At 38.2% G+C, this 18902-nt stretch carries 16 protein-coding genes and 12 tRNA genes; 3 read left to right on the forward strand and 25 right to left on the reverse strand.

Translation table 11 applies throughout. The features are described from left to right. Positions 1–2: 2 nt before the first annotated feature. The 10 genes from phoU to cdaA all read right to left on the reverse strand — a co-directional run bounded on the left by phoU (position 3) and on the right by cdaA (position 10042). Positions 3–656, reverse strand: a complete 654-nt coding sequence (gene phoU / locus JCM15457_RS11015) for a phosphate signaling complex protein PhoU (protein WP_034989934.1) — start codon at positions 654–656, stop codon at positions 3–5. Positions 657–671: 15 nt separating this feature from the next. Beyond that, the gene (gene pstB, locus JCM15457_RS11020; RefSeq protein ID WP_034989935.1) at positions 672–1427 is read right to left on the reverse strand and encodes a phosphate ABC transporter ATP-binding protein PstB; all 756 of its coding nucleotides are present in this window, start codon (positions 1425–1427) and stop codon (positions 672–674) included. Positions 1428–1438: 11 nt separating this feature from the next. Next, positions 1439–2248 carry a phosphate ABC transporter ATP-binding protein PstB gene (gene pstB / locus JCM15457_RS11025; protein WP_034989936.1) on the reverse strand — a complete coding sequence of 270 codons (810 nt, stop codon included), beginning with the start codon at positions 2246–2248 and terminating at the stop codon, positions 1439–1441. An 11-nt stretch (positions 2249–2259) separates the two neighbouring features. Then, the gene (pstA, locus tag JCM15457_RS11030) at positions 2260–3147 is read right to left on the reverse strand and encodes a phosphate ABC transporter permease PstA (protein WP_034989937.1); all 888 of its coding nucleotides are present in this window, start codon (positions 3145–3147) and stop codon (positions 2260–2262) included. Position 3148: 1 nt separating this feature from the next. Beyond that, positions 3149–4066: a phosphate ABC transporter permease subunit PstC gene (pstC, locus tag JCM15457_RS11035; protein ID WP_034989938.1), complete on the reverse strand. Its 918-nt coding sequence runs from the start codon at positions 4064–4066 to the stop codon at positions 3149–3151. 262 nt (positions 4067–4328) lie between these two features. Beyond that, entirely contained in the window at positions 4329–5216 is an 888-nt protein-coding gene (locus JCM15457_RS11040) for a phosphate ABC transporter substrate-binding protein PstS family protein (RefSeq protein WP_034989940.1), read from the reverse strand. 424 nt (positions 5217–5640) lie between these two features. After that, on the reverse strand, positions 5641–5952 hold the full coding sequence (locus tag JCM15457_RS11045; RefSeq protein WP_034989941.1) for a hypothetical protein: 312 nt from the start codon (positions 5950–5952) through the stop codon (positions 5641–5643). A gap of 662 nt (positions 5953–6614) precedes the next feature. Continuing rightward, complete coding sequence (gene glmM / locus JCM15457_RS11055; protein WP_034989943.1) at positions 6615–7973, reverse strand: phosphoglucosamine mutase; 1359 nt, start codon at positions 7971–7973, stop codon at positions 6615–6617. A 36-nt stretch (positions 7974–8009) separates the two neighbouring features. Continuing rightward, entirely contained in the window at positions 8010–9203 is a 1194-nt protein-coding gene (locus JCM15457_RS11060; RefSeq protein WP_034989945.1) for a CdaR family protein, read from the reverse strand. After that, positions 9200–10042: a diadenylate cyclase CdaA gene (gene cdaA, locus JCM15457_RS11065; RefSeq protein WP_034989947.1), complete on the reverse strand. Its 843-nt coding sequence runs from the start codon at positions 10040–10042 to the stop codon at positions 9200–9202. The genes JCM15457_RS11060 and cdaA overlap by 4 nt, the downstream gene beginning before the upstream one ends. 160 nt (positions 10043–10202) lie before the next feature. Between cdaA and JCM15457_RS11070 the strand changes: the two genes are divergently transcribed. Next, the gene (locus JCM15457_RS11070; protein WP_034989962.1) at positions 10203–10880 is read left to right on the forward strand and encodes a DUF1361 domain-containing protein; all 678 of its coding nucleotides are present in this window, start codon (positions 10203–10205) and stop codon (positions 10878–10880) included. 367 nt (positions 10881–11247) lie between these two features. Here JCM15457_RS11070 and JCM15457_RS11075 read toward each other — a convergent pair whose 3' ends face one another. Then, positions 11248–13359, reverse strand: coding sequence for a cation:proton antiporter (locus tag JCM15457_RS11075; protein WP_034989948.1), 2112 nt, complete (start codon positions 13357–13359; stop codon positions 11248–11250). An 88-nt stretch (positions 13360–13447) separates the two neighbouring features. After that, positions 13448–14356: a UDP-N-acetylmuramate dehydrogenase gene (murB, locus tag JCM15457_RS11080; RefSeq protein ID WP_034989949.1), complete on the reverse strand. Its 909-nt coding sequence runs from the start codon at positions 14354–14356 to the stop codon at positions 13448–13450. A gap of 126 nt (positions 14357–14482) precedes the next feature. On the opposite strand from murB, the gene JCM15457_RS11085 reads away from it, so the two are divergent. Both JCM15457_RS11085 and JCM15457_RS11090 read left to right on the forward strand, forming a co-directional pair. After that, positions 14483–15238 (forward strand): exodeoxyribonuclease III, encoded by a 756-nt coding sequence (locus JCM15457_RS11085; protein ID WP_034989950.1) that lies wholly within the window; start codon positions 14483–14485, stop codon positions 15236–15238. A gap of 29 nt (positions 15239–15267) precedes the next feature. Beyond that, complete coding sequence (locus JCM15457_RS11090) at positions 15268–15804, forward strand: 3'-5' exonuclease (protein ID WP_034989951.1); 537 nt, start codon at positions 15268–15270, stop codon at positions 15802–15804. A 109-nt stretch (positions 15805–15913) separates the two neighbouring features. On the opposite strand, the gene JCM15457_RS11095 is transcribed toward JCM15457_RS11090, so the two are convergent. The 13 genes from JCM15457_RS11095 to JCM15457_RS11155 all read right to left on the reverse strand — a co-directional run bounded on the left by JCM15457_RS11095 (position 15914) and on the right by JCM15457_RS11155 (position 18897). Then, the gene (locus JCM15457_RS11095) at positions 15914–17227 is read right to left on the reverse strand and encodes an ammonium transporter (protein ID WP_034989953.1); all 1314 of its coding nucleotides are present in this window, start codon (positions 17225–17227) and stop codon (positions 15914–15916) included. 587 nt (positions 17228–17814) lie between these two features. Continuing rightward, positions 17815–17899 (reverse strand) — tRNA-Leu (locus JCM15457_RS11100). A gap of 60 nt (positions 17900–17959) precedes the next feature. Then, positions 17960–18030, reverse strand: a tRNA-Cys gene (locus JCM15457_RS11105). Positions 18031–18052: 22 nt separating this feature from the next. Continuing rightward, a tRNA-Gln gene (locus JCM15457_RS11110) sits at positions 18053–18124 on the reverse strand. Between the two features lie 8 nt (positions 18125–18132). Then, positions 18133–18205: transfer RNA gene (locus JCM15457_RS11115), tRNA-His, on the reverse strand. A 6-nt stretch (positions 18206–18211) separates the two neighbouring features. After that, positions 18212–18285: transfer RNA gene (locus tag JCM15457_RS11120), tRNA-Trp, on the reverse strand. Between the two features lie 14 nt (positions 18286–18299). Further along, positions 18300–18382 (reverse strand) — tRNA-Tyr (locus tag JCM15457_RS11125). A 1-nt stretch (position 18383) separates the two neighbouring features. Next, positions 18384–18459 (reverse strand) — tRNA-Phe (locus JCM15457_RS11130). 20 nt (positions 18460–18479) lie between these two features. After that, positions 18480–18553 (reverse strand) — tRNA-Asp (locus JCM15457_RS11135). A 9-nt stretch (positions 18554–18562) separates the two neighbouring features. Beyond that, a tRNA-Val gene (locus JCM15457_RS11140) sits at positions 18563–18635 on the reverse strand. Between the two features lie 4 nt (positions 18636–18639). Continuing rightward, a tRNA-Glu gene (locus tag JCM15457_RS11145) sits at positions 18640–18711 on the reverse strand. A gap of 10 nt (positions 18712–18721) precedes the next feature. Continuing rightward, positions 18722–18813, reverse strand: a tRNA-Ser gene (locus JCM15457_RS11150). Between the two features lie 11 nt (positions 18814–18824). After that, positions 18825–18897: transfer RNA gene (locus JCM15457_RS11155), tRNA-Asn, on the reverse strand. Between the last annotated feature and the right edge of the window lie 5 nt (positions 18898–18902).

Here is an 18902-nt window from a genome sequence, read left to right on the forward strand (position 1 = left end):
TTTTAACCTAATTCAGTAATTCTTCCGGTATTGGTGTACACAATCCACTCTGCAACATTTGTAACGTAATCTCCAATTCGTTCTATATGACTGGCTACTACAATGTACTCAGTTCCAGAACCTATAAAATCAGGATCATTTTGCATTGAACGAAAAGCTTCTTTTCTTATTTTTTTCAAATATTCATCCGTTTTTCGATCAGACAAAGCTACATCCCGAGCCAACTGCTCATCATTTTCCACATAAGCATGAATTATCTGTTCAAGCATTTCATATGCGTGTTTGCTCATATCACTGATTGCTTCTTCAATCAATGCATTCTTCTTCTCTTCTTTAATTCTTAACCCTGCTCGTGCCACGCTAACAGCATGATCACCGATACGTTCTAAATCAGAACTCGCTTTTAGAATCGTTATCAATATCCTCAAATCGCTTGCAACTGGCTGCTGAAGAGCTATAACTTGTGCTGCTTTTCTCTCCAAGTAGATCTCCTGCTCATTAATATTCTGATCATTACCAATAACCTTTTGTGCAAGTTCCTTATCATTGCTTTCAAATGCGTCTATTGCATTTTGAATTGCCGACGCAACATCAAATCCCATATTAGCAAAATCCTGGTGCAAATTTTTTAATTGTCTTTCAAGAATTTTACGCATAAAATCACTCTCCTATTAGCCGAAACGGCCGCTGATATAATCATCTGTTTCTTGACGTTGCGGATTTAAAAAGACTCTCTTTGTCTTACCGGCTTCAATCAACTCACCATTCAGAAAAAAAGCTGTTCTGTCAGAAATTCGTGATGCTTGCTGTAAGTTATGAGTTACGATAATAATTGTATACTTATCCCTAATAGTCAGCAGCATATCCTCAATTAACCCACTCGAAACCGGATCAAGTGCACTCGTTGGCTCATCCAATAAAATCACATCTGGTTGAACTGCCAGTACGCGGGCAATGCAAACACGCTGCTGCTGTCCACCAGAGAGTGACAAAGCACTTTTATGAAGATCGTCTTTGACTTCATCCCAGACAGCAGCCTGTTTTAGACTGTGTTCAACTCTTTCATCTAAGAGCTGTTTATCTTTAACACCCGCAATCCGCAACCCATAAGTTACATTCTCATAGATCGAAAATGGAAAAGGATTAGGTTGTTGAAAAACCATCCCGACTTTTTTCCGCAAATCAACCGTATCAGTCTTAGGACTATAAATATCTACTCCGTTGATTTTAACGCTCCCTGTCGTTGTTACCTGTGGAATTAAATCATTCATTCTATTCAACATACGCAGATATGTTGATTTTCCACATCCAGAAGGACCGATCAATGCGTTGATTCCCTTTGCTGGAAATGAAAGGTTGATCCCCTTTAAAGCCTCTTTTTTTCCATAATAGAGATGGACATCGCTCGTTGTGATAAATTCATCCATATTTGTTCCTCCTAGCCAAAATTCCCAGAAATATAATCATTCGTCGCTCTGATCTGTGGTGTTGTGAAAACATTTTTTGTTTTTCCGTATTCTAAAATATGTCCCATATGGAAAAAGGCAGTATAATCGCTTATACGTGAAGCCTGCTGCATATTGTGCGTCACGATAATGATCGTGTAGCGTTTTTTCAACTCTACTAGAGTTTCCTCTATCTTGCTTGTTGAAATAGGATCTAGAGCGCTGGCTGGTTCATCTAAAAGAAGTATATCTGGCTTCATAGCAATCGTTCGCGCAATACAGAGTCTTTGCTGCTGCCCGCCTGAAAGCGACCAAGCACTTTTATCTAAATCGTCCTTAACTTCATCCCACAATGCCGCATCCTTCAAACTTAATTCAACAATTTCATCCAACTTCTTCTTGTCTTTCAACCCTTGTTCTTTGAGTGCGAAAGTTATATTAGCTCTAATCGACTTTGAAAAGGGATTGGGGCGTTGAAAAACCATTCCGATGTGCTTGCGCATCTCGTAAACATTAATTTTGGATGAATTAACATCTAACCCGCGATAAATAATCTTACCTTCAACCTTAGCAACATTATCGTTCATTCTGTTCAGTGAACGCAAATAAGTCGACTTGCCTGACCCAGATGCACCTATCAGTGAAGTTATTCGATAACGTTCAAACTCAAGATCACCATCAACCAAAGCATGTTTATTTCCATAATAAACTTGCAAAACGTGTGTGGCTATTGCAATTTGATGTTTGTCTTGCTTAAAATGCAGTATATTTTTTTCATTAAAGTCATACTTCTCAATGCTCATCAATTAGCCCCCTATTTTGTAGCTGTTAACTTACGGTACAAGCTATTACCTATAATCCGTGCAAAAATATTGAATAACAGCACAACTATGATCAAAACAGCCGATGCACCTGCAGATACAGCACTGGCATCTGGCATAACTCCTTCAGAGTTAATCTTCCAGATATGTACAGCCAATGTTTCCGCTGGGCGCATCAAATTCAATGGGCTTGCAGCATTAAACGGATTCCAATTACCAAAATCGATGTTAGTTGCACTTTGGCCAGCGGTATAAATCAAAGCCGCTGCCTCCCCGAAAACACGTCCAGCACCTAATACAACTCCAGTAATAATACCAGGAAGAGCCTCGGGTAAAATTACCCGGGTCACTGTTCTCCACTTGGACAATCCCAAAGCCATTCCAGCTTCTCGCTGCAAATCAGGAACTGCTCGCAAAGATTCTTCAATATTTCTTGTTAACAATGGCAAATTGAAGAAAGTCAATGCAATTGCCCCAGATAAGATTGAAAATCCCATTTGAAATTGAACAACAAACAGCAAGAATCCAAACAAACCAACTACCACTGAGGGAAGAGAGCTCAACACCTCAATTGCCATGCGAACAATTGAAGTAAAAATGTTCTTGGGTGCATATTCAGAAAGAAAAATTCCAGCACCTAAAGAGATTGGAAATGAAATGATTAACGTCAGTAAGAGTAGGTAAATAGAATTAAATAACTGAACACCGATACCGCCACCGCTAGCAAACGATTGCGACGCAGATGTTAGAAAATGCCATGAAATATGTGGTACACCAGAAATTAAAATATCTCCCAGTAAGAAGAGCAGGATAACAACGACCAAGGCTGCAATGATCCTAATAATATTAATCGCGATTTTATTTTGTAATTTAATCTTCATCCTACATCCTCCCCTTTCGTCCAATCAAACGGACTACAATGTTAAAGAATAGGGACATCAGCAGTAGAATCAATGCAAGCGACCACAATGCATTGTTAGCTACTGTCCCCATAACTGTATTTCCGATCCCCATTGTCAGCACACTGGTCAGAGTCGATGCTGATGAAAGTAGGCTGGTCGGCATAACAGCCGCATTACCGATCACCATCTGAACAGCAAGTGCCTCTCCAAAAGCACGTGCCATTCCAAAAATAATTGCTGTTAAAATTCCTGATGTTGAAGAACGTAGAATGACCTTATATATCGTCTGCCATTTTGTTGCCCCCAACGCAAGTGACGCTTCCTTATAAAAACGTGGCACTGCGCGCAAGCTATCAACAGTCATTGAGGTAACGGTCGGCAAAACCATTACAAACAACACGAAGGATCCTGACAGAATTCCATAACCAGAACCACCAATATTATTTCTAACAAAAGGTACGATTACAGATAGACCAATAAAGCCATAAACAACAGAAGGTATTCCTACTAACAGCTCAATGACACTCTGCAAGATTCTTTCACCTTTGTGTGAAGCGATTTCTGTCATATACAACGCAGTTCCGATTGCAAAAGGTGTTGCAAACAAAACAGCTAAGATAGTAACTCCAAATGAACCGGCTATCATCGGAAGAGCACCCAGCATAGGTTTCCCCTTAGAGTCTACCATTGATGGATTCCAATTTTTCCCCGTCAAAAAATCCCAAAAATTTGCCTTGTTGACAAAGAATGTTGCCATTCCCTTTGAAGCAACAAAGACAAAAATCGACAAAACAACCAAAACAATCAATGCAATACATGTATAAGTGATAACTTTTCCCAAAAGATCCTGCCGCGTTTCTCTTGAACTGCTTTGGATTTTTTTCTTAATAGGATCCATAAAAAAACACCTTTCCATCAAAACTTGGGAGTAAACCAAATGAACTTTAGTCCATCTTGTTCGCCCCCATTGATATTTTAATTAATTATCTTCCAAATTAGATATATAGTTCCTATTACTATAACAATGCTGCCGCTAACCTCGATGAACTGTGAACATAGTAATACTTGGTGCATATAGGCAATCAGCCCAATTGCTGTTAATATGAACAGAACAATCTGTATTATCGACAATAAAATTGTCATTCAAATCATCTTTTCATTTATTTTGAGGTAACCTTGTTATTAGCATCTTTTTGAACATTCATTTGATTAATTGAAATGTATCCAAGATCTTTGACCAAACCTTTTTGTACTTTATCAGAAGTCATGTATTTCAAAAATCCTTTTGTAACCTTATTTGGTTGTCCCTTTGTATACATATGCTCGTATGACCAAATTTTCCATTTATTGTTAGTGACGTTATCATCTGTTGGCTTTACCCCGTCAATTGACAATTCTTGGATCGTTGGTTTTACATAGGAGAATGCTAAGTAGCTCACTGCACCAGGAGTCTGGGCAACCATCTTTTGAACAGTTCCATTAGAATCTTGTTCTTGAGATTTTTTTGCAGACTGCCCGTTCATTACAGCTGCTTCAAAGGTTGCGCGTGTCCCACTTCCTTCAGGACGATTAATCAAAACAATGCTTTCATCTTTGCCGCCAACATCTTTCCAATTAGTAATTTTTCCGGTGAAAATATCGCGCAGTTGGGCCATTGTAACATTCTTCACACCAGAGTCCTTGTTGACTACCGGTGCCATTCCTACAACTGCCACCTTATGATCTACCAGCTTATCAGCCTTAATGCCCTTTTGTTGTTCTGCAAAAATATCTGAATTACCAATAGTTACTGCACCTGATTGCACTTGACTCAGCCCAGTCCCTGAACCTCCACCTTGAACAGTAATACTTACTTTTGCATTGTCCGCTTGATAGTTTTCAGCCGCTTTTTCTACTAAAGGTTGGAGTGCCGTTGAACCCACCACTGTTATTTTCCCGGAAGCTTCAGAGCTAGAAGTAGAACCGTTGCTTGCTCCTGATTTTCCACATCCAACAAGCAAAGCTGAACTTGCAATGATTAATGCGGTAATTTTTGTCAGATTTTTCATTATTTTATCTTCCTTTCCTTACTACATTTGTATTCTAATATTTGTTTGTAAAGAACAAATACATCTTTTTGTAATGGTTGTGTAAAGATAAACCTAGAACTCTAAATAAAACAGTGAGTATCTCATGTCCCAAAAAGCACCTCAAATTTATACATAAATTAAAAACTTAAGGTCGTTAATATATTTTTCTCCAGCCAAAAACAGAGCTAGGTCAAAAGTTTAATTTTAACCTAGCTCCGCTATTTATTTTTTGTACATATGTTACATAAGTTAAAATTCTCCAACTAACTGGAATTACTCATCGTAACGTACCCGCTATGTCTGTAGTTTCACATTAGTGCCTAATTTATCAACTTATGGCCCACACCCAACTGAAATTTTTTCTTACCCAATTAAAATCAAGACTTCTTATCAGCACTTCGAATTACGCAATGTGGTTTTCACGTAAAATCTGGCTAACAGTCTGTTTTATTTCTTCTGTTTTTTTCCACTCCTCAAAGTGATCAAAATCCTCTGCAGGCATTTCAAAATTTTCATTTACGTATTTTTCATACTCAATCACACTGCTTGAACGGGGAATATTTAACTGCAAAATTCTGACGCCCTTTATAAACCCTCGCTGGACTGCTAACTCTGCACGGCCATTTTGAACCATATTGGACACTTCAAAATACCTTGTGCCATCATTTCGTTCTATTTCTTCAATTAAATCTAACCTTTCATGACTTTTAGCCACTTTGATCGCTCCTTTTTCAGTACTACTTAGTATAAATAATTTGACTTCGAACTGTCAATCACAATAGTCAAGCCAAAAAAGGAAGTGCCATGGAAATTATTCCACAACACTCCCTAGCATAAGAGAGAAAGAGAATTGATTAAAAGGTAAAAAAATAATTACCTTACTTGTTAATAATAACGCTTTCAGTTAGCGCTGTCAACTAGTATAATAATCTTGTCTTATTTTAATTAATCTTCGATTCCTTTATAATAAAACTAGTAAATAAGAGCGCGGGGGGCTTCTAAGTGATCAATAAAAAGCAATTCATGTTAAGTTTCTTACTAAGCATTATAGTCTGTATTCTGTTACCTGTTTTTATGTTTATAAACCATTATGAAGACACCATTCAAACTTTTGACACTATCTTAGTGTTACTTCAGACACCCTATTGGTTCCTTCCCTTATTTTTTGGAATAATGTTTTTTTTACTAGTGTTCTTTGGACTCTATCTTATTTTTCGCGTTGTGAACTTTCTTATACGTATTATTACACATTAACAAATGTATACATTGCTGTTTCAAGTCTACAAAAAAAGACTTGCTCAAATTACAAGCAGTCTTTTTGTCGGATAACCAATCATCATCTTAATATCCAGCTGTTCTTTTAAATACACTTCTGAATCAGTTCTCAGTTCCAAGTTGTTCTTTTACCACTTGAACAATCTCCATCACATACTCATGAACTTGTTCTTTAGTAGGTGCTTCAGCCATAACACGCAACAGGCTCTCTGTGCCGCTTGGTCGAACTAAAACGCGACCTTCTGTTCCCATTTTGGCTTCAACTTTCTTTATTACATCTTGAATTGCTTTATTTTTCAGGGCCGCCTTTTTGTCAGCAACTTTAACGTTGACTAGTTCCTGTGGGTAAGTCGTAACTTCCGCAGCCAACTCCGAAAGCTTTTTACCCGTTTGCTTGACAACATTCATTAATTGCAACGCCGTCAGCATCCCATCACCGGTCGTATTAAAATCAAGAAAGACTACATGTCCCGACTGTTCTCCGCCAACGTTATAACCATTTTTTCTCATTTCCTCGACAACATAACGATCGCCAACCTTGGTCTTGACTGATTTTAAATCATTTGCTTCCATGGCTTTGTAAAGTCCGATATTGCTCATTACAGTCGTGACAATCGTATCCTTCTTTAAACGCCCGCGCTGACTCAAATACTTGCCGCAGATAAACATTATTTTATCGCCATCAATGATATTGCCTAATTCATCAACAGCTATACATCTGTCACCATCACCATCGAAAGCCACACCTAACTGTGCACCCTTCTCGACAACAAAGCGTGAAAGTCCTTCTGGATGTGTGGAGCCAACCTCTTTATTAATATTGAGTCCATCTGGGTCTATGGCCATTGTATCAAACTCTGCGCCTAAATCGGCAAACAGACGTGCAACAACTCCACTGGTTGCTCCATTAGCACCATCAACAGCAATATGAAGCCCTTCTAAGTCATCTGGAATTGTTTGTTCAAGAAATTGGGTGTATTTGAGTACCCCTTCGTGATAATCATTCAAAACACCTAATCCTTGCGCTGTCGGACGTGGTAGTGTGTCCTTTTCGCTTTCTAGAAGCTGTTCTATTTCCTCTTCTTTTTCATCAGAAAGTTTGTATCCGTCACCACCAAAAAACTTAATCCCATTATCTTGAACAGGATTATGAGATGCCGAAATCATTACACCCGCATCCGCATCCTGCACACGAATCAAATAAGCTACCCCTGGAGTTGTGATAACACCTAAAGAAAAGACCTCTATTCCTACTGACAAAAGACCTGCAATCAACGCTTGCTCCAACATCTGCCCTGAAATTCGCGTATCTCGCGCTACCAAAACACGAGGCGGCTTAGATTCATTTTTAGCATGTTCCGTCAAAACATATCCGCCACAACGGCCCAACTTAAAAGCTAATTCTGGGCTAAGACCTTCATTTGCTATTCCTCTTACACCGTCAGTTCCAAAATATTTCATTGCTTGATCCTCATTTCCAATACTTTTTTTACTAGTTTATTCGTCATCTTGGTTACTTATGCTGCTTGATGTACTCGTAGTGCTTGAAGTACTTGAACTGCTGGTACTACTACTCACACTATCCGAACTACTGGCTGAACTTTCTTTTGCACTGCTTTCTTCCTGACTTGAGCTGGTGGAAGAAAGTACCTCACTTCTTTCAGTAGATGTGGTGCTAGTTTCACCTGATGATTCCACGGCATCATCCTTATCACTTGAGTTGCTGACACCCACGTTAACTTTAACTGTCCTAGGGGTTATTTTTGTAATCCCATTGTTAGGCTTTTCCAATGTTATTGTTTTTTCAGTAGAATCATCTACATCCTCTACCGAAACAGGAACTTCCAACTTGCTAATATTTGCTAGCGCAGATTTAGTACCTTGCAAGGTCACTTCTTTGACATCACTTGAAAATTTATAACTTTTTCCTTTTACTCCAGTGCCGCTTGAAACAAAATCAAGTGTCACCTTTTTGGATGTACTCGTGCTGTGGACCGGCAACTTGACTCTAACAGTTTGCGGTGTTATCACTACGTTGAGAATTTTACCGCTATTATCGACAGCTTGCAACAAAACCTGTCGCGTAATTGACTCACGTGTTCCTTGTGGGATCTCTACCGCGGCAACAACCTCAGCAACATCATCGATATCTTTTTTTGCCCCCGTAACACTCACCACTTGCTGATCGGCTTCAGGTTTTCCAACATCATAGCCACTAGCCAAACTATCAGTGTCATACTTATATTGAACTGGGAAATTCGCTGTCTTACGCTGACTAAGAGTAACTTTAATCGTCTGCGGGCTAATTTCATAATTTAAATCCTTATTTATCCCCGACTGCTCCAGTTTTACATTATGTGTTCCCGGTTTGAGTTTAGACAGATCTGCGTAGACACTAAAGTTTCTTGTATTAGCCGTTGTTGTTACCAAAGCATTTGGCCCGCTGAGTTTCACTTTGACCTTTGAAGGATACCCTGTCACAAAATATTTATCACTATTAACGTTTAATTTCAAGTCGACATTCAAAGTTTCACTTTTATCCGAGGACATCATGGTCGTATCTGTATTGTTTGAATCATTACGCGTCGTATTCAGCTTATCAGAATTTACGTACGCAAACAGCAGGATAGCAAAACCAAGAGCTAAGATTTGGTATACAACACGGTTATCCAATAACTTGTTAAGATTCATCGCCTTTTCCCCCCTTTGAACATTTCTTCAAAGAGCATTACAAATCGATTACCCTTGCCAGGTTCTGGTGCAATAATCAACTCTTTCTCCAATAATTTCATATAATCCTCACGCGTTAAATCACGTAAGAGCTCGTTATTCTTTGTAATCGTGACACCACCGGTTTCCTCAGAAACAACAATTGTTAAGGCATCAGTCACTTCACTGATTCCAACTGCGGCACGATGTCTTGTACCCAGTGCCTTAGGAATCAAATTACTTTCTGACAAAGGGAGATAAGCAGCCGCAACGGCGATTTTATTATTCTTAATAATAACAGCACCATCATGCAGCGGTGTATTGGGGATGAAGATATTAATCAACAATGCGCCTGTAACATCAGCACCTAACCGAATTCCTGTTTCTATATAGTCTTCCAACCCAGTGTTCATCTGAATTGTAATCAAGGCACCAATTCTTCGTTTGGACATATACTTGATGGCTTGATCAAGTGCGGCAATCATTTTTTTGCCGTCTTCGTTTTGTTTCTTATTATGAAGAAATAGAGAGCCGCGGCCCAGATGTTCTAAACCTCTTCTGATTTCTGGTTGGAATATCACAATAATTGCGATAATCCCCCAATTTATCACTTGATTCATTATCCAAGAAACCGTCTGTAGCCCAACATACCAACTCACAAATTTAATTATAATAATCATGACGACACCCTTAAAAAGTTGGACTGCTTTTGTCCCCTTTAAAAGCATCATTAGTTTATATACGACATACCAGACAACTAGAATATCCAAAATATTAATTGCATTTTTCCAAGAAACTAACTCGGCCCAGTTTACGGACATAAATTTACCCCCTAAAGATTATAATCTAAGTATATCACGTTATCTTTATATTCTCTTTGCTTGTAAATAAAAATTAAGATAATGGCAAATTACAGATTTAAAGCTCGGATTGGAAGAATCAATTTGTTACAATATAGTCATAAAAGGAATGGGTGATTTTATGTCAAAAAAGTACCAATGGGTAGTACGTATAAGTTTTATTTTATTTATGCTTTATATTTATACGACTGTGTATTCTGAAAATGGTGTTTATAGTTTCTTGTTGTTAAATACCTTTCTCGGGTACATCCCCATCGAACTAGCAATGCATATCACCCCCCAAAGATCAAAATTATTTTTTTATTCTTTCTTTGTCTTGTGGATATTGTTTTATCCAAATGCACCATATGTTTTAACTGATCTCTTTCACCTAGCCATGCTTGACCCTTACAATCATGCTACTGGGCTAATGGAGTTCAACCTCCACTTGTGGTTAAACTTTACGAACTTGATCTCTAGCGCTATTGCTTGTTCTGTTATGGGGATTTGGAGTTTAGACCATATCACTAACTCGATTCTAGTACGTTTTCAACTTAAGGAAAGATTATATAAACCTGTACTTATTTTGACTTTAACGCTTATTTCATCGATTGGTGTGTATGTTGGCCGCTTTTTGAGGTTGCACACAGCCTATCTTTTTATGAATCCTGAGTGGGTGATTCATCAGTTAGTTATTATGTGGAGCCCACGAATGCTAGTTTTCGTTGGTTTTATGTTCATTGTTCAAATGATTTTATGGGGGACATTTTCTATTGCTCATTATTCATTAAATGAACAAGACAAAAAATATCTTGATTAAGATGTTTTTTGTAGCTTTCGAAATATGTTAGTTAAGATTGGTTAGACTACACAGACAGAAAACAATGCGGTCTAAGATCCTTTTACATCTAAAAAGCGCTTAACGGTTGCTTTGCCATGATGCATGGGGATTTCATTTGCATATTACTGTTAATTAAAAATTTTGATTCATAAGGGGATAGTTTGCTAAATCCTGTGTAAATGCGTCAAATCAGGATAATTTTTTTATATTAATGCATACACAACACAGGTTAAGTTAAATAAGGCTGGGACAAAATATTACTTTTGTCCCAGCCTTATTTAACTTATAAACACTGACCTATTTAAGCCTAACTATCACACTACAACATCTAGACCACATCTATTTGTCATTCTTCCACATCATTACTCAAACCACTCGAACGTAGAATCAAACTTTCCTCATGATTGATGTACTGCTGCAATTTTATAGCGACCTGATGTGTAATATAGCCTTGCTCAACTAAATATTGTAATGACAATCTTTGTGCGCTTACTGATTTAAATCTTAATCTGCGTACCTGTTCTTGATATTCTTTTTTTCCTAATACATCTCCACTTTTTTGTTTTTCAATTATATTCCGATAGCCGATTATTAAATGATATATTACTTCACGATTGAAGGACTTTTCATTAACATTTGGGTCTTTTAAATACTCTGACAATGATTTAATTGCTGCTTTAGCCAAAGTTCGCTCAATAAAGCGCATTTCCACACCGTAGGTTTCATCTTGTCTAACTCCATTCCATAAACTAATCCTACGCATGGCTTTTCTAAAAGACTGACCGACTGTTGGAAAAAGCCACGTCTGCCTTACACGTGCAATATGATCAACATTTTTTAATTGGCTAAGTATATTTTTCTTGGATTTCGTATATGATTTTTTATGGATTTGATTTGTCCTAAACAAACGTTTCAATTCAAGCATCTGGCCCTTAAGTGCAACCTTACGCAACTCTATTTCGTCGGTGGTAGCAGCCAGAGCCTCCGCCTCACCTCGTTCGTCATTTTCAATACTTTTTATCATATACTGATACTCTAGAATCAAATGATAAACAGCAAGCTGATTATTCATCCGTCTTTGTTCTTCCAAGCTTCGAACAGCACTTTTTAAAATATACAGCTTAGCCTGGTTCAAGTTAATCATGTGGGGTTTCTCGTCTTCATCATCATCTGATTCATCCATAATAACTGCACCGCCACGGGTCTCCAACTCAAGCGTATGCCCCGCAATCATCGGTAAGGTAATAATTGCCATCACCATACTCAAAATGATGACTCCCGCTGATATAAATAACACTAATGATCTTTCAGGAAATGCATCTCCAGAAAGTGTATGTAAGGGGATCGTCAACGCGGCCGCCATTGTGATGGCACCCCTAACACCAGACAAACCTGACAGCATAGCTACTTTAAATCGTTTCCGAAATGATTTTATGCTTTTTTCATGTCCAAACAACTGGTAACAATATGTCCAGATTACACGTATTGCTAATAAAATGAACCATACTACAAAAACTAAAAAAATAGCCTTGAAGGTACTTATTCTTTCATTCTTAATCGTCCCCATAGTTGCGACGGGCAACTCTACACCCAAAATAGTGAACATGGTCCCATTAAGCAAGTACACAATAATCTCCCACATTCGTTCACTAACTAAATTTATTTCTGGCTGAACACTGTTAAAGGAAACTCTCTTCGATGAAAAAAATACTCCCGCCACTACAACTGCAATTACGCCTGAAGCATGCAAATACTTTTCAGTCAGCAGGTATACAATGAATGGAACAGATACTTGCAGTACAGTATTGAAAATAACATCATTAAATCCTTTCACCACAAGCCATTCAATAATAAAGATCACTACGCTAATCAATAACATACCTGCAAGCAAGCCAACAGAAGACATATAAACGAAATCGCCCAAAGCCTGTGAAACTGAAAAATACCCTGTAACGGCTACCGCTAAAGCATACTTGAAACCTATCAAACCGCTGGCATCATTAATCAGACTCTCACCACTGACCAAGTGTAAGATGTTATCAGGCAGCTTGACCTGTTTAGAAATGGAATGGACGGCCACAGGATCTGTCGGTGCCAAAATGGCCGCCAGAGCAAATCCAACCGGTAAGGGCAATGATGGTATCACTAAATAAATCAGATACCCCCCGGCAAGTATTGTAATAAAGACAAGAATAATAGCATTGTTAATAATTGCCCCTTTCAGTTTCCACAATTCATCCTTAGGAAACTTGCGCCCATCATTATATAAAAGAGGCGCAATAAAGAGTAGCAAAAACCAACTAGAATTCAAATCAATTTTTAAATTAAACAATATTGCTGTTGATGTACCAATAACAATTTGGATCAGACTGACTGGAATCGTTTTAAAATAGTGATTAACTAAATTTGATAACAGGACTAATGCAACTAATAAGATCACTGTTTCAACGACTGACATCCAATTACCACCTCCCATTATCTATTATGACAAAAAAAGTTAACAAAAAAAGGAGTTCGCTTATAAATACGTGAACTCCTTACACTATTTAGTTGTTTTCACCTATAATCCGAACTTCTGTTTCAAGCTGTACCTGAAATTTAGCATAGATAGTTTTTTGAATGTGTTTTATTACTGCTAAGTAGTCAGAAGCTGTTGCAAAACCAATATTTACTATAAATCCGGCATGTTTAAGTGAAACTTGCGCCCCACCTATTCGAAAACCTTGCAAACCAGCATCATGAATTAATTTTCCAGTAAAGTGTCCCTTTGGCCGCTTAAAAACACTTCCGCAAGAGGGATATTCCAGTGGTTGTTTAGAAGCACGTAAGAAATTGAAATCATCCATTTTTTCTCTAATGTCTTTCTTATCACCACTTTGAAGCTTAAAGTTAGCGGAGAGGACAATATCATTTTCATCTTGAATACGGCTGTGACGATATCCAAAATCCAGATCTCCATTCTGATAAACACGTATTTCTCCATTCCTTGTCAGAATCGTCACAGAATCCGCTACCTCGCTTATTTCGCCGCCATATGCTCCTGCGTTCATGAAGATTGCTCCACCAACACTCCCAGGAATACCTGCTGCAAATTCTAAACCACTCAAGCTAGCTCTATATGCAGCCTCAGTTGTATCAATTAATGAAGCTCCAGCCTCGGCTGTGACATTTTTATCCACAATGCTGACCTTGTTTAATTCCACCAAAATAAGTACTAAACCTCTAATACCACCATCTCGTACAATCAAATTGCTAGCATTCCCTATCACTGTAACCGGGAGAGCCAACTTCTTAGCCTCAATTATCATTCTTTTTAGTTCATCTACTTGTCGCGGAAAAGCTAATAAATCTGCCGGCCCACCAGTTTTTGTATTGGTATACTTTGACAGAGGTTCATCAATTAGAACTTTGCTTTCTGCGAATAAATTATAAAAGTTTTCATCAATTCGATTCATTTCGTTGGGTCCTCACAATCAAAAAGTAATCATTAAATGTTTTATAAAAGAAGGTTACAACTAGTTTTTCTTTATTGCAACTGTTAAAATTAATTTTAGACGATTTATGAAGGGTGTTAAAGACAAATGAAGTTTATTTCATGGAATGTTAATGGTTTACGTGCTATCTTGAAGAAAGATTTCATGACCGTTTTCAATCAACAGAACGCCGATTTCTTCTGTATTCAAGAAACTAAGCTGCAAGAAGGACAAGTCGAGCTCAACTTACCCGGCTATGTCCAGTATTGGAATTATGCAGACAAAAAGGGTTATTCAGGTACCGCTATCTTCGCTAAAACTCCCGCGCAAAACGTTCACTATGGGATCAATAAGCCCGAACTAGATCATGAAGGGCGTGCGATTACACTTGAATACCCACAGTTTTTCTTAGTAACTTGTTACACTCCTAATTCTCAGGCTAAGTTAAAGCGACTACCATTTAGACTAGAATGGGAAATTGCTTTCCAAGAATATCTGCAAAGCTTGAATCGACAAAAACCTGTGATTCTGTGCGGTGACTTGAATGTGGCTCATGAAAACATTGACTTAAAAAATTGGAAAACTAATCGGCATAATGCTGGTTTTTCAGATGAAGAGCGCCAAAAAATGACAACTCTCTTGACGACAGGATTCACAGATTCCTTTCGCTACTTGCATCCCGCTGAAACAGGCATTTATTCTTGGTGGAGCTATCGTTTTCATGCTCGTGAAAATAATGCTGGATGGCGTATAGATTATTTTATCACATCCAACAAACTGCAAGATAAAATTGCAGCCGCAGATATTTTAACTAAGATTTACGGTTCAGATCACTGCCCAATCCTGTTGCAATTGGATTTATAATAAATTGTTTTACCTCAAGGAGGGATATAATGGATTTTGTTTCATTAGATTTTGAAACTGCTAATTTCAAAAGAAATAGTGCTTGTTCAATTGCATTGACAGTTGTTCGTAAAAATCAAGTAGTTGATGAATTTTACTCGTTAATAAATCCGCAAGTGCCTTTTAACCAGAGAAACATCCAAATTCATGGTATTAGACCTGAAGATGTTTCAAACGCTCCTACCTTTGCGGAATTGTGGCCGCACATTTCACCTTTATTTGCGCCAAATAAGCTAATTGCCGCTCACAATGCGACTTTTGACTGCAGTGTCTTAAAGAATACATTGGCTAGTTACAATATCGCTTCGCCGCAATTTCTTGTACTAGATACATTGAAAACAAGCCGTTCTTATTTTAGAAATTTTGAGAATCACAAATTAAATACTGTTTGTGCACAGCTAAAGATCCAGCTTCAAAATCATCATAATGCCTTGGATGATAGCCTAGCTTGCGCCAATATTTTATTATATCAGTTAAAGAAATTTGGCGTAAATGATATTAGTAGATTTATTAAATCTATTCAGTAGTGCCTTCGATAGGTCAATACAAAAAAGAGGTTCTGAAACAAAATTTTGTTTCAGAATCTCTTTTTTAAATATTCAGAGTTTAAGTTTTTTCAAAACTTTTTTTCTATAGTCAATTTTTAGTCTTATTAAATTGCGCCAACTGTCCCTGAAATTCTTTTCTGTATTTCTCAATATCACTTGTTTGAGAAGCTACCGTATAATCGGCATACTCACCATGCTCCCCTTTATCAAGGCCTTCTATTTCCTCATCTTCATTCACTCTTATTTTGACAAATTTTTTCATTATAACAACAATTACCGAAACAGCAACTATAACAAAAATAATTGTGAAAAAAGTCCCAACAAGCTGAATAAACAATTGGTGCCAGCCGCCACCATAAAACAATCCATTTTCAGCAATGGAGCTATTAGCCGCTTTGCTTGCAAAAGCTCCTGTTAGAATTGAACCAACAATTCCCGAAACCCCGTGACATCCAAACGCATCTAAAGGATCATCATATTTTAACCTAGGTTTGATATATGTTATAAAGCCATAGCTCGCAAGAGCACTAATAAGTCCTATCCAAAAAGAACCAGCAGCGGTGACAAAACCAGCAGCAGGTGTTACACCAACCAGCCCGCAAATCGTACCTGTACATACCCCTTCTAAAGTTGGCTTCTTTACGACTATCATATCTACTACCATCCAAGTAATCATTGCAGAGCCAGTAGCAACTGTTGTTGTCAGAAAAGCTTGAATAGCAATTTCATTCATTCCCAAAGCAGACCCTGCGTTAAAACCATACCAACCTATCCATAAAATAGCAGTTCCCAGAAGAACCCATGGCATATTATAATGTTCAACTTTTAATCTTTTGCCAAAATCAATTCGTTTTCCCAAAAATATCGATAAAACCAGCGCCGTTACACCAGCATTTATATGAACCACAGTTCCACCAGCAAAGTCTAGAACTCCTAAAGATGCTAGGAAGCCATTCGCACTCCAGACAATATGCACCATTGGATAATAGATAATTATTGACCATAAAACAATGAAAACCAAAAGAAAATTAAACCTCATCCGGCCTACAATTGCTCCAACAAACAACGCCGGAGTAATAATTGCAAACATCATTTGAAAGATCAAATATCCTCCCACATTGATTCCTAATTCTTTAGACTGCATTTTCGCAAGATCCAAACCGCTTAAGAAAAAATGATCAACTTTGCCGATCACACCACCGATGTTTCCATTAAAAGATAATTCATAACCAATTGCTGCATATAATAAAACAGCAATACCACAAATAAAAAACACTGATAACATCGTATTAACTACATTTTTTCTTGAGACCAATCCCCCATAAAAGAAAGCTAATCCAGGTGTCATAAAAAATACTAGGACACTTGAAACAATCAAAAAAGTCATATTTGCACCGTTCATCCCTATCCCTCCCGTTATTAATGTTATAAATTATAACACCAATTTAAGGAAATATTCCATAAAAATCTGGCATATCTGCAAATAGATCGAAAAATACTGAAATTTGTTTATAAAACATCTTATTAGCTGTTCTTGAGTTATAAAAAATAACATAGAGCTAGTAATTAGAGCTCTACAATATCCATTGTTGGTAACTGTCAGATTTTTGTACATGCTTGTTAGACACAAAAAACGGATATTTTCTATCCGTTCATCAAGACTATCTATTATGAAGAATTTAAGGAGGAAAGAAACTATCTTCGTGTGCAATAATACTGCCAAATTGCTCTAGACAAAAAGTACTCATACGAAAATTGAAAATAGTGCTCAAAAATAATAGTCGCAAAAATTTAAGTAATTAAACACGCTAGCTGGGGGTGCTTTAACTTTTTCAGATCTAGGCTAAAAATCCGCTATGCATTCGATGTCCACACAAAAAGAATTTTAAGCAAAAAATGGTTAGAACCTTAAATTATTATTTCAACAATGCCAGTTGATGCAGAATCTAAAAAGGCATCAACACTTAAAGTGTTGATGCCTTTAAAAGATACCGGTGATCGGGGTCGAACCGATACGTCCTCAACGGACACTGGATTTTGAGTCCAGCGCGTCTGCCAATTCCGCCACACCGGCATAATAAGAACTCAGTAGTCACTTCGTATGTTACCTTAGTTAGCGCCTAAAAGCAACTAAAGGCGGTAACCGGATTTGAACCGGTGATAAAGGTTTTGCAGACCTCTGCCTTACCACTTGGCTATACCGCCATATTGAAGGAACAAATCCCTACTGGGTTAGCTGGATTCGAACCAGCGCATGAGGGAGTCAAAGTCCCTTGCCTTACCGCTTGGCTATAACCCAATACTAAGGGCGATAGGTGGGAATCGAACCCACGCGTGCCGGAGCCACAATCCGGTGCGTTAACCACTTCGCCACTATCGCCATCAATGGCAGGGGTAGTAGGAATTGAACCCACACTGACGGTTTTGGAGACCGTAGTTCTACCTTTAAACTATACCCCTATTAATAAATAAAATGGAAGGGAGTGGATTCGAACCACCGAACCCGAAGGAGCGGATTTACAGTCCGCCGCGTTTAGCCAGACTTCGCTACCCTTCCATGGTGGCGCGGGACAGAATCGAACTGCCGACACATGGAGCTTCAATCCATTGCTCTACCGACTGAGCTACCGAGCCATCAAAATTATTAAATACAACGGTCCTAGCCGGATTTGAACCGGCGATCTCCTGCGTGACAGGCAGGCGTGATAAACCCCTACACCATAGGACCGAAATATTATGGAGGATACAGGGCTCGAACCTGTGACCCTCTGCTTGTAAGGCAGACGCTCTCCCAACTGAGCTAATCCTCCAATATGACCCGTACGGGATTTGAACCCATGTTACCGCCGTGAAAGGGCGGTGTCTTAACCACTTGACCAACGGGTCATTTTGCTAACGGAGAGTAAGGGATTCGAACCCTTGAAACAGGTTAATACCCGTTTACATGATTTCCAATCATGCTCCTTCGGCCAACTCGGACAACTCTCCATCAATAAAAACTCCGGCAGGCGGGCTCGAACCGTCGACAACCTGATTAACAGTCAGGTGCTCTACCAACTGAGCTATGCCGGAATAAG

It is taken from the genome of Liquorilactobacillus sucicola DSM 21376 = JCM 15457 (assembly GCF_000612445.1).
Classification (GTDB): Bacteria; Bacillota; Bacilli; order Lactobacillales; family Lactobacillaceae; genus Liquorilactobacillus; species Liquorilactobacillus sucicola.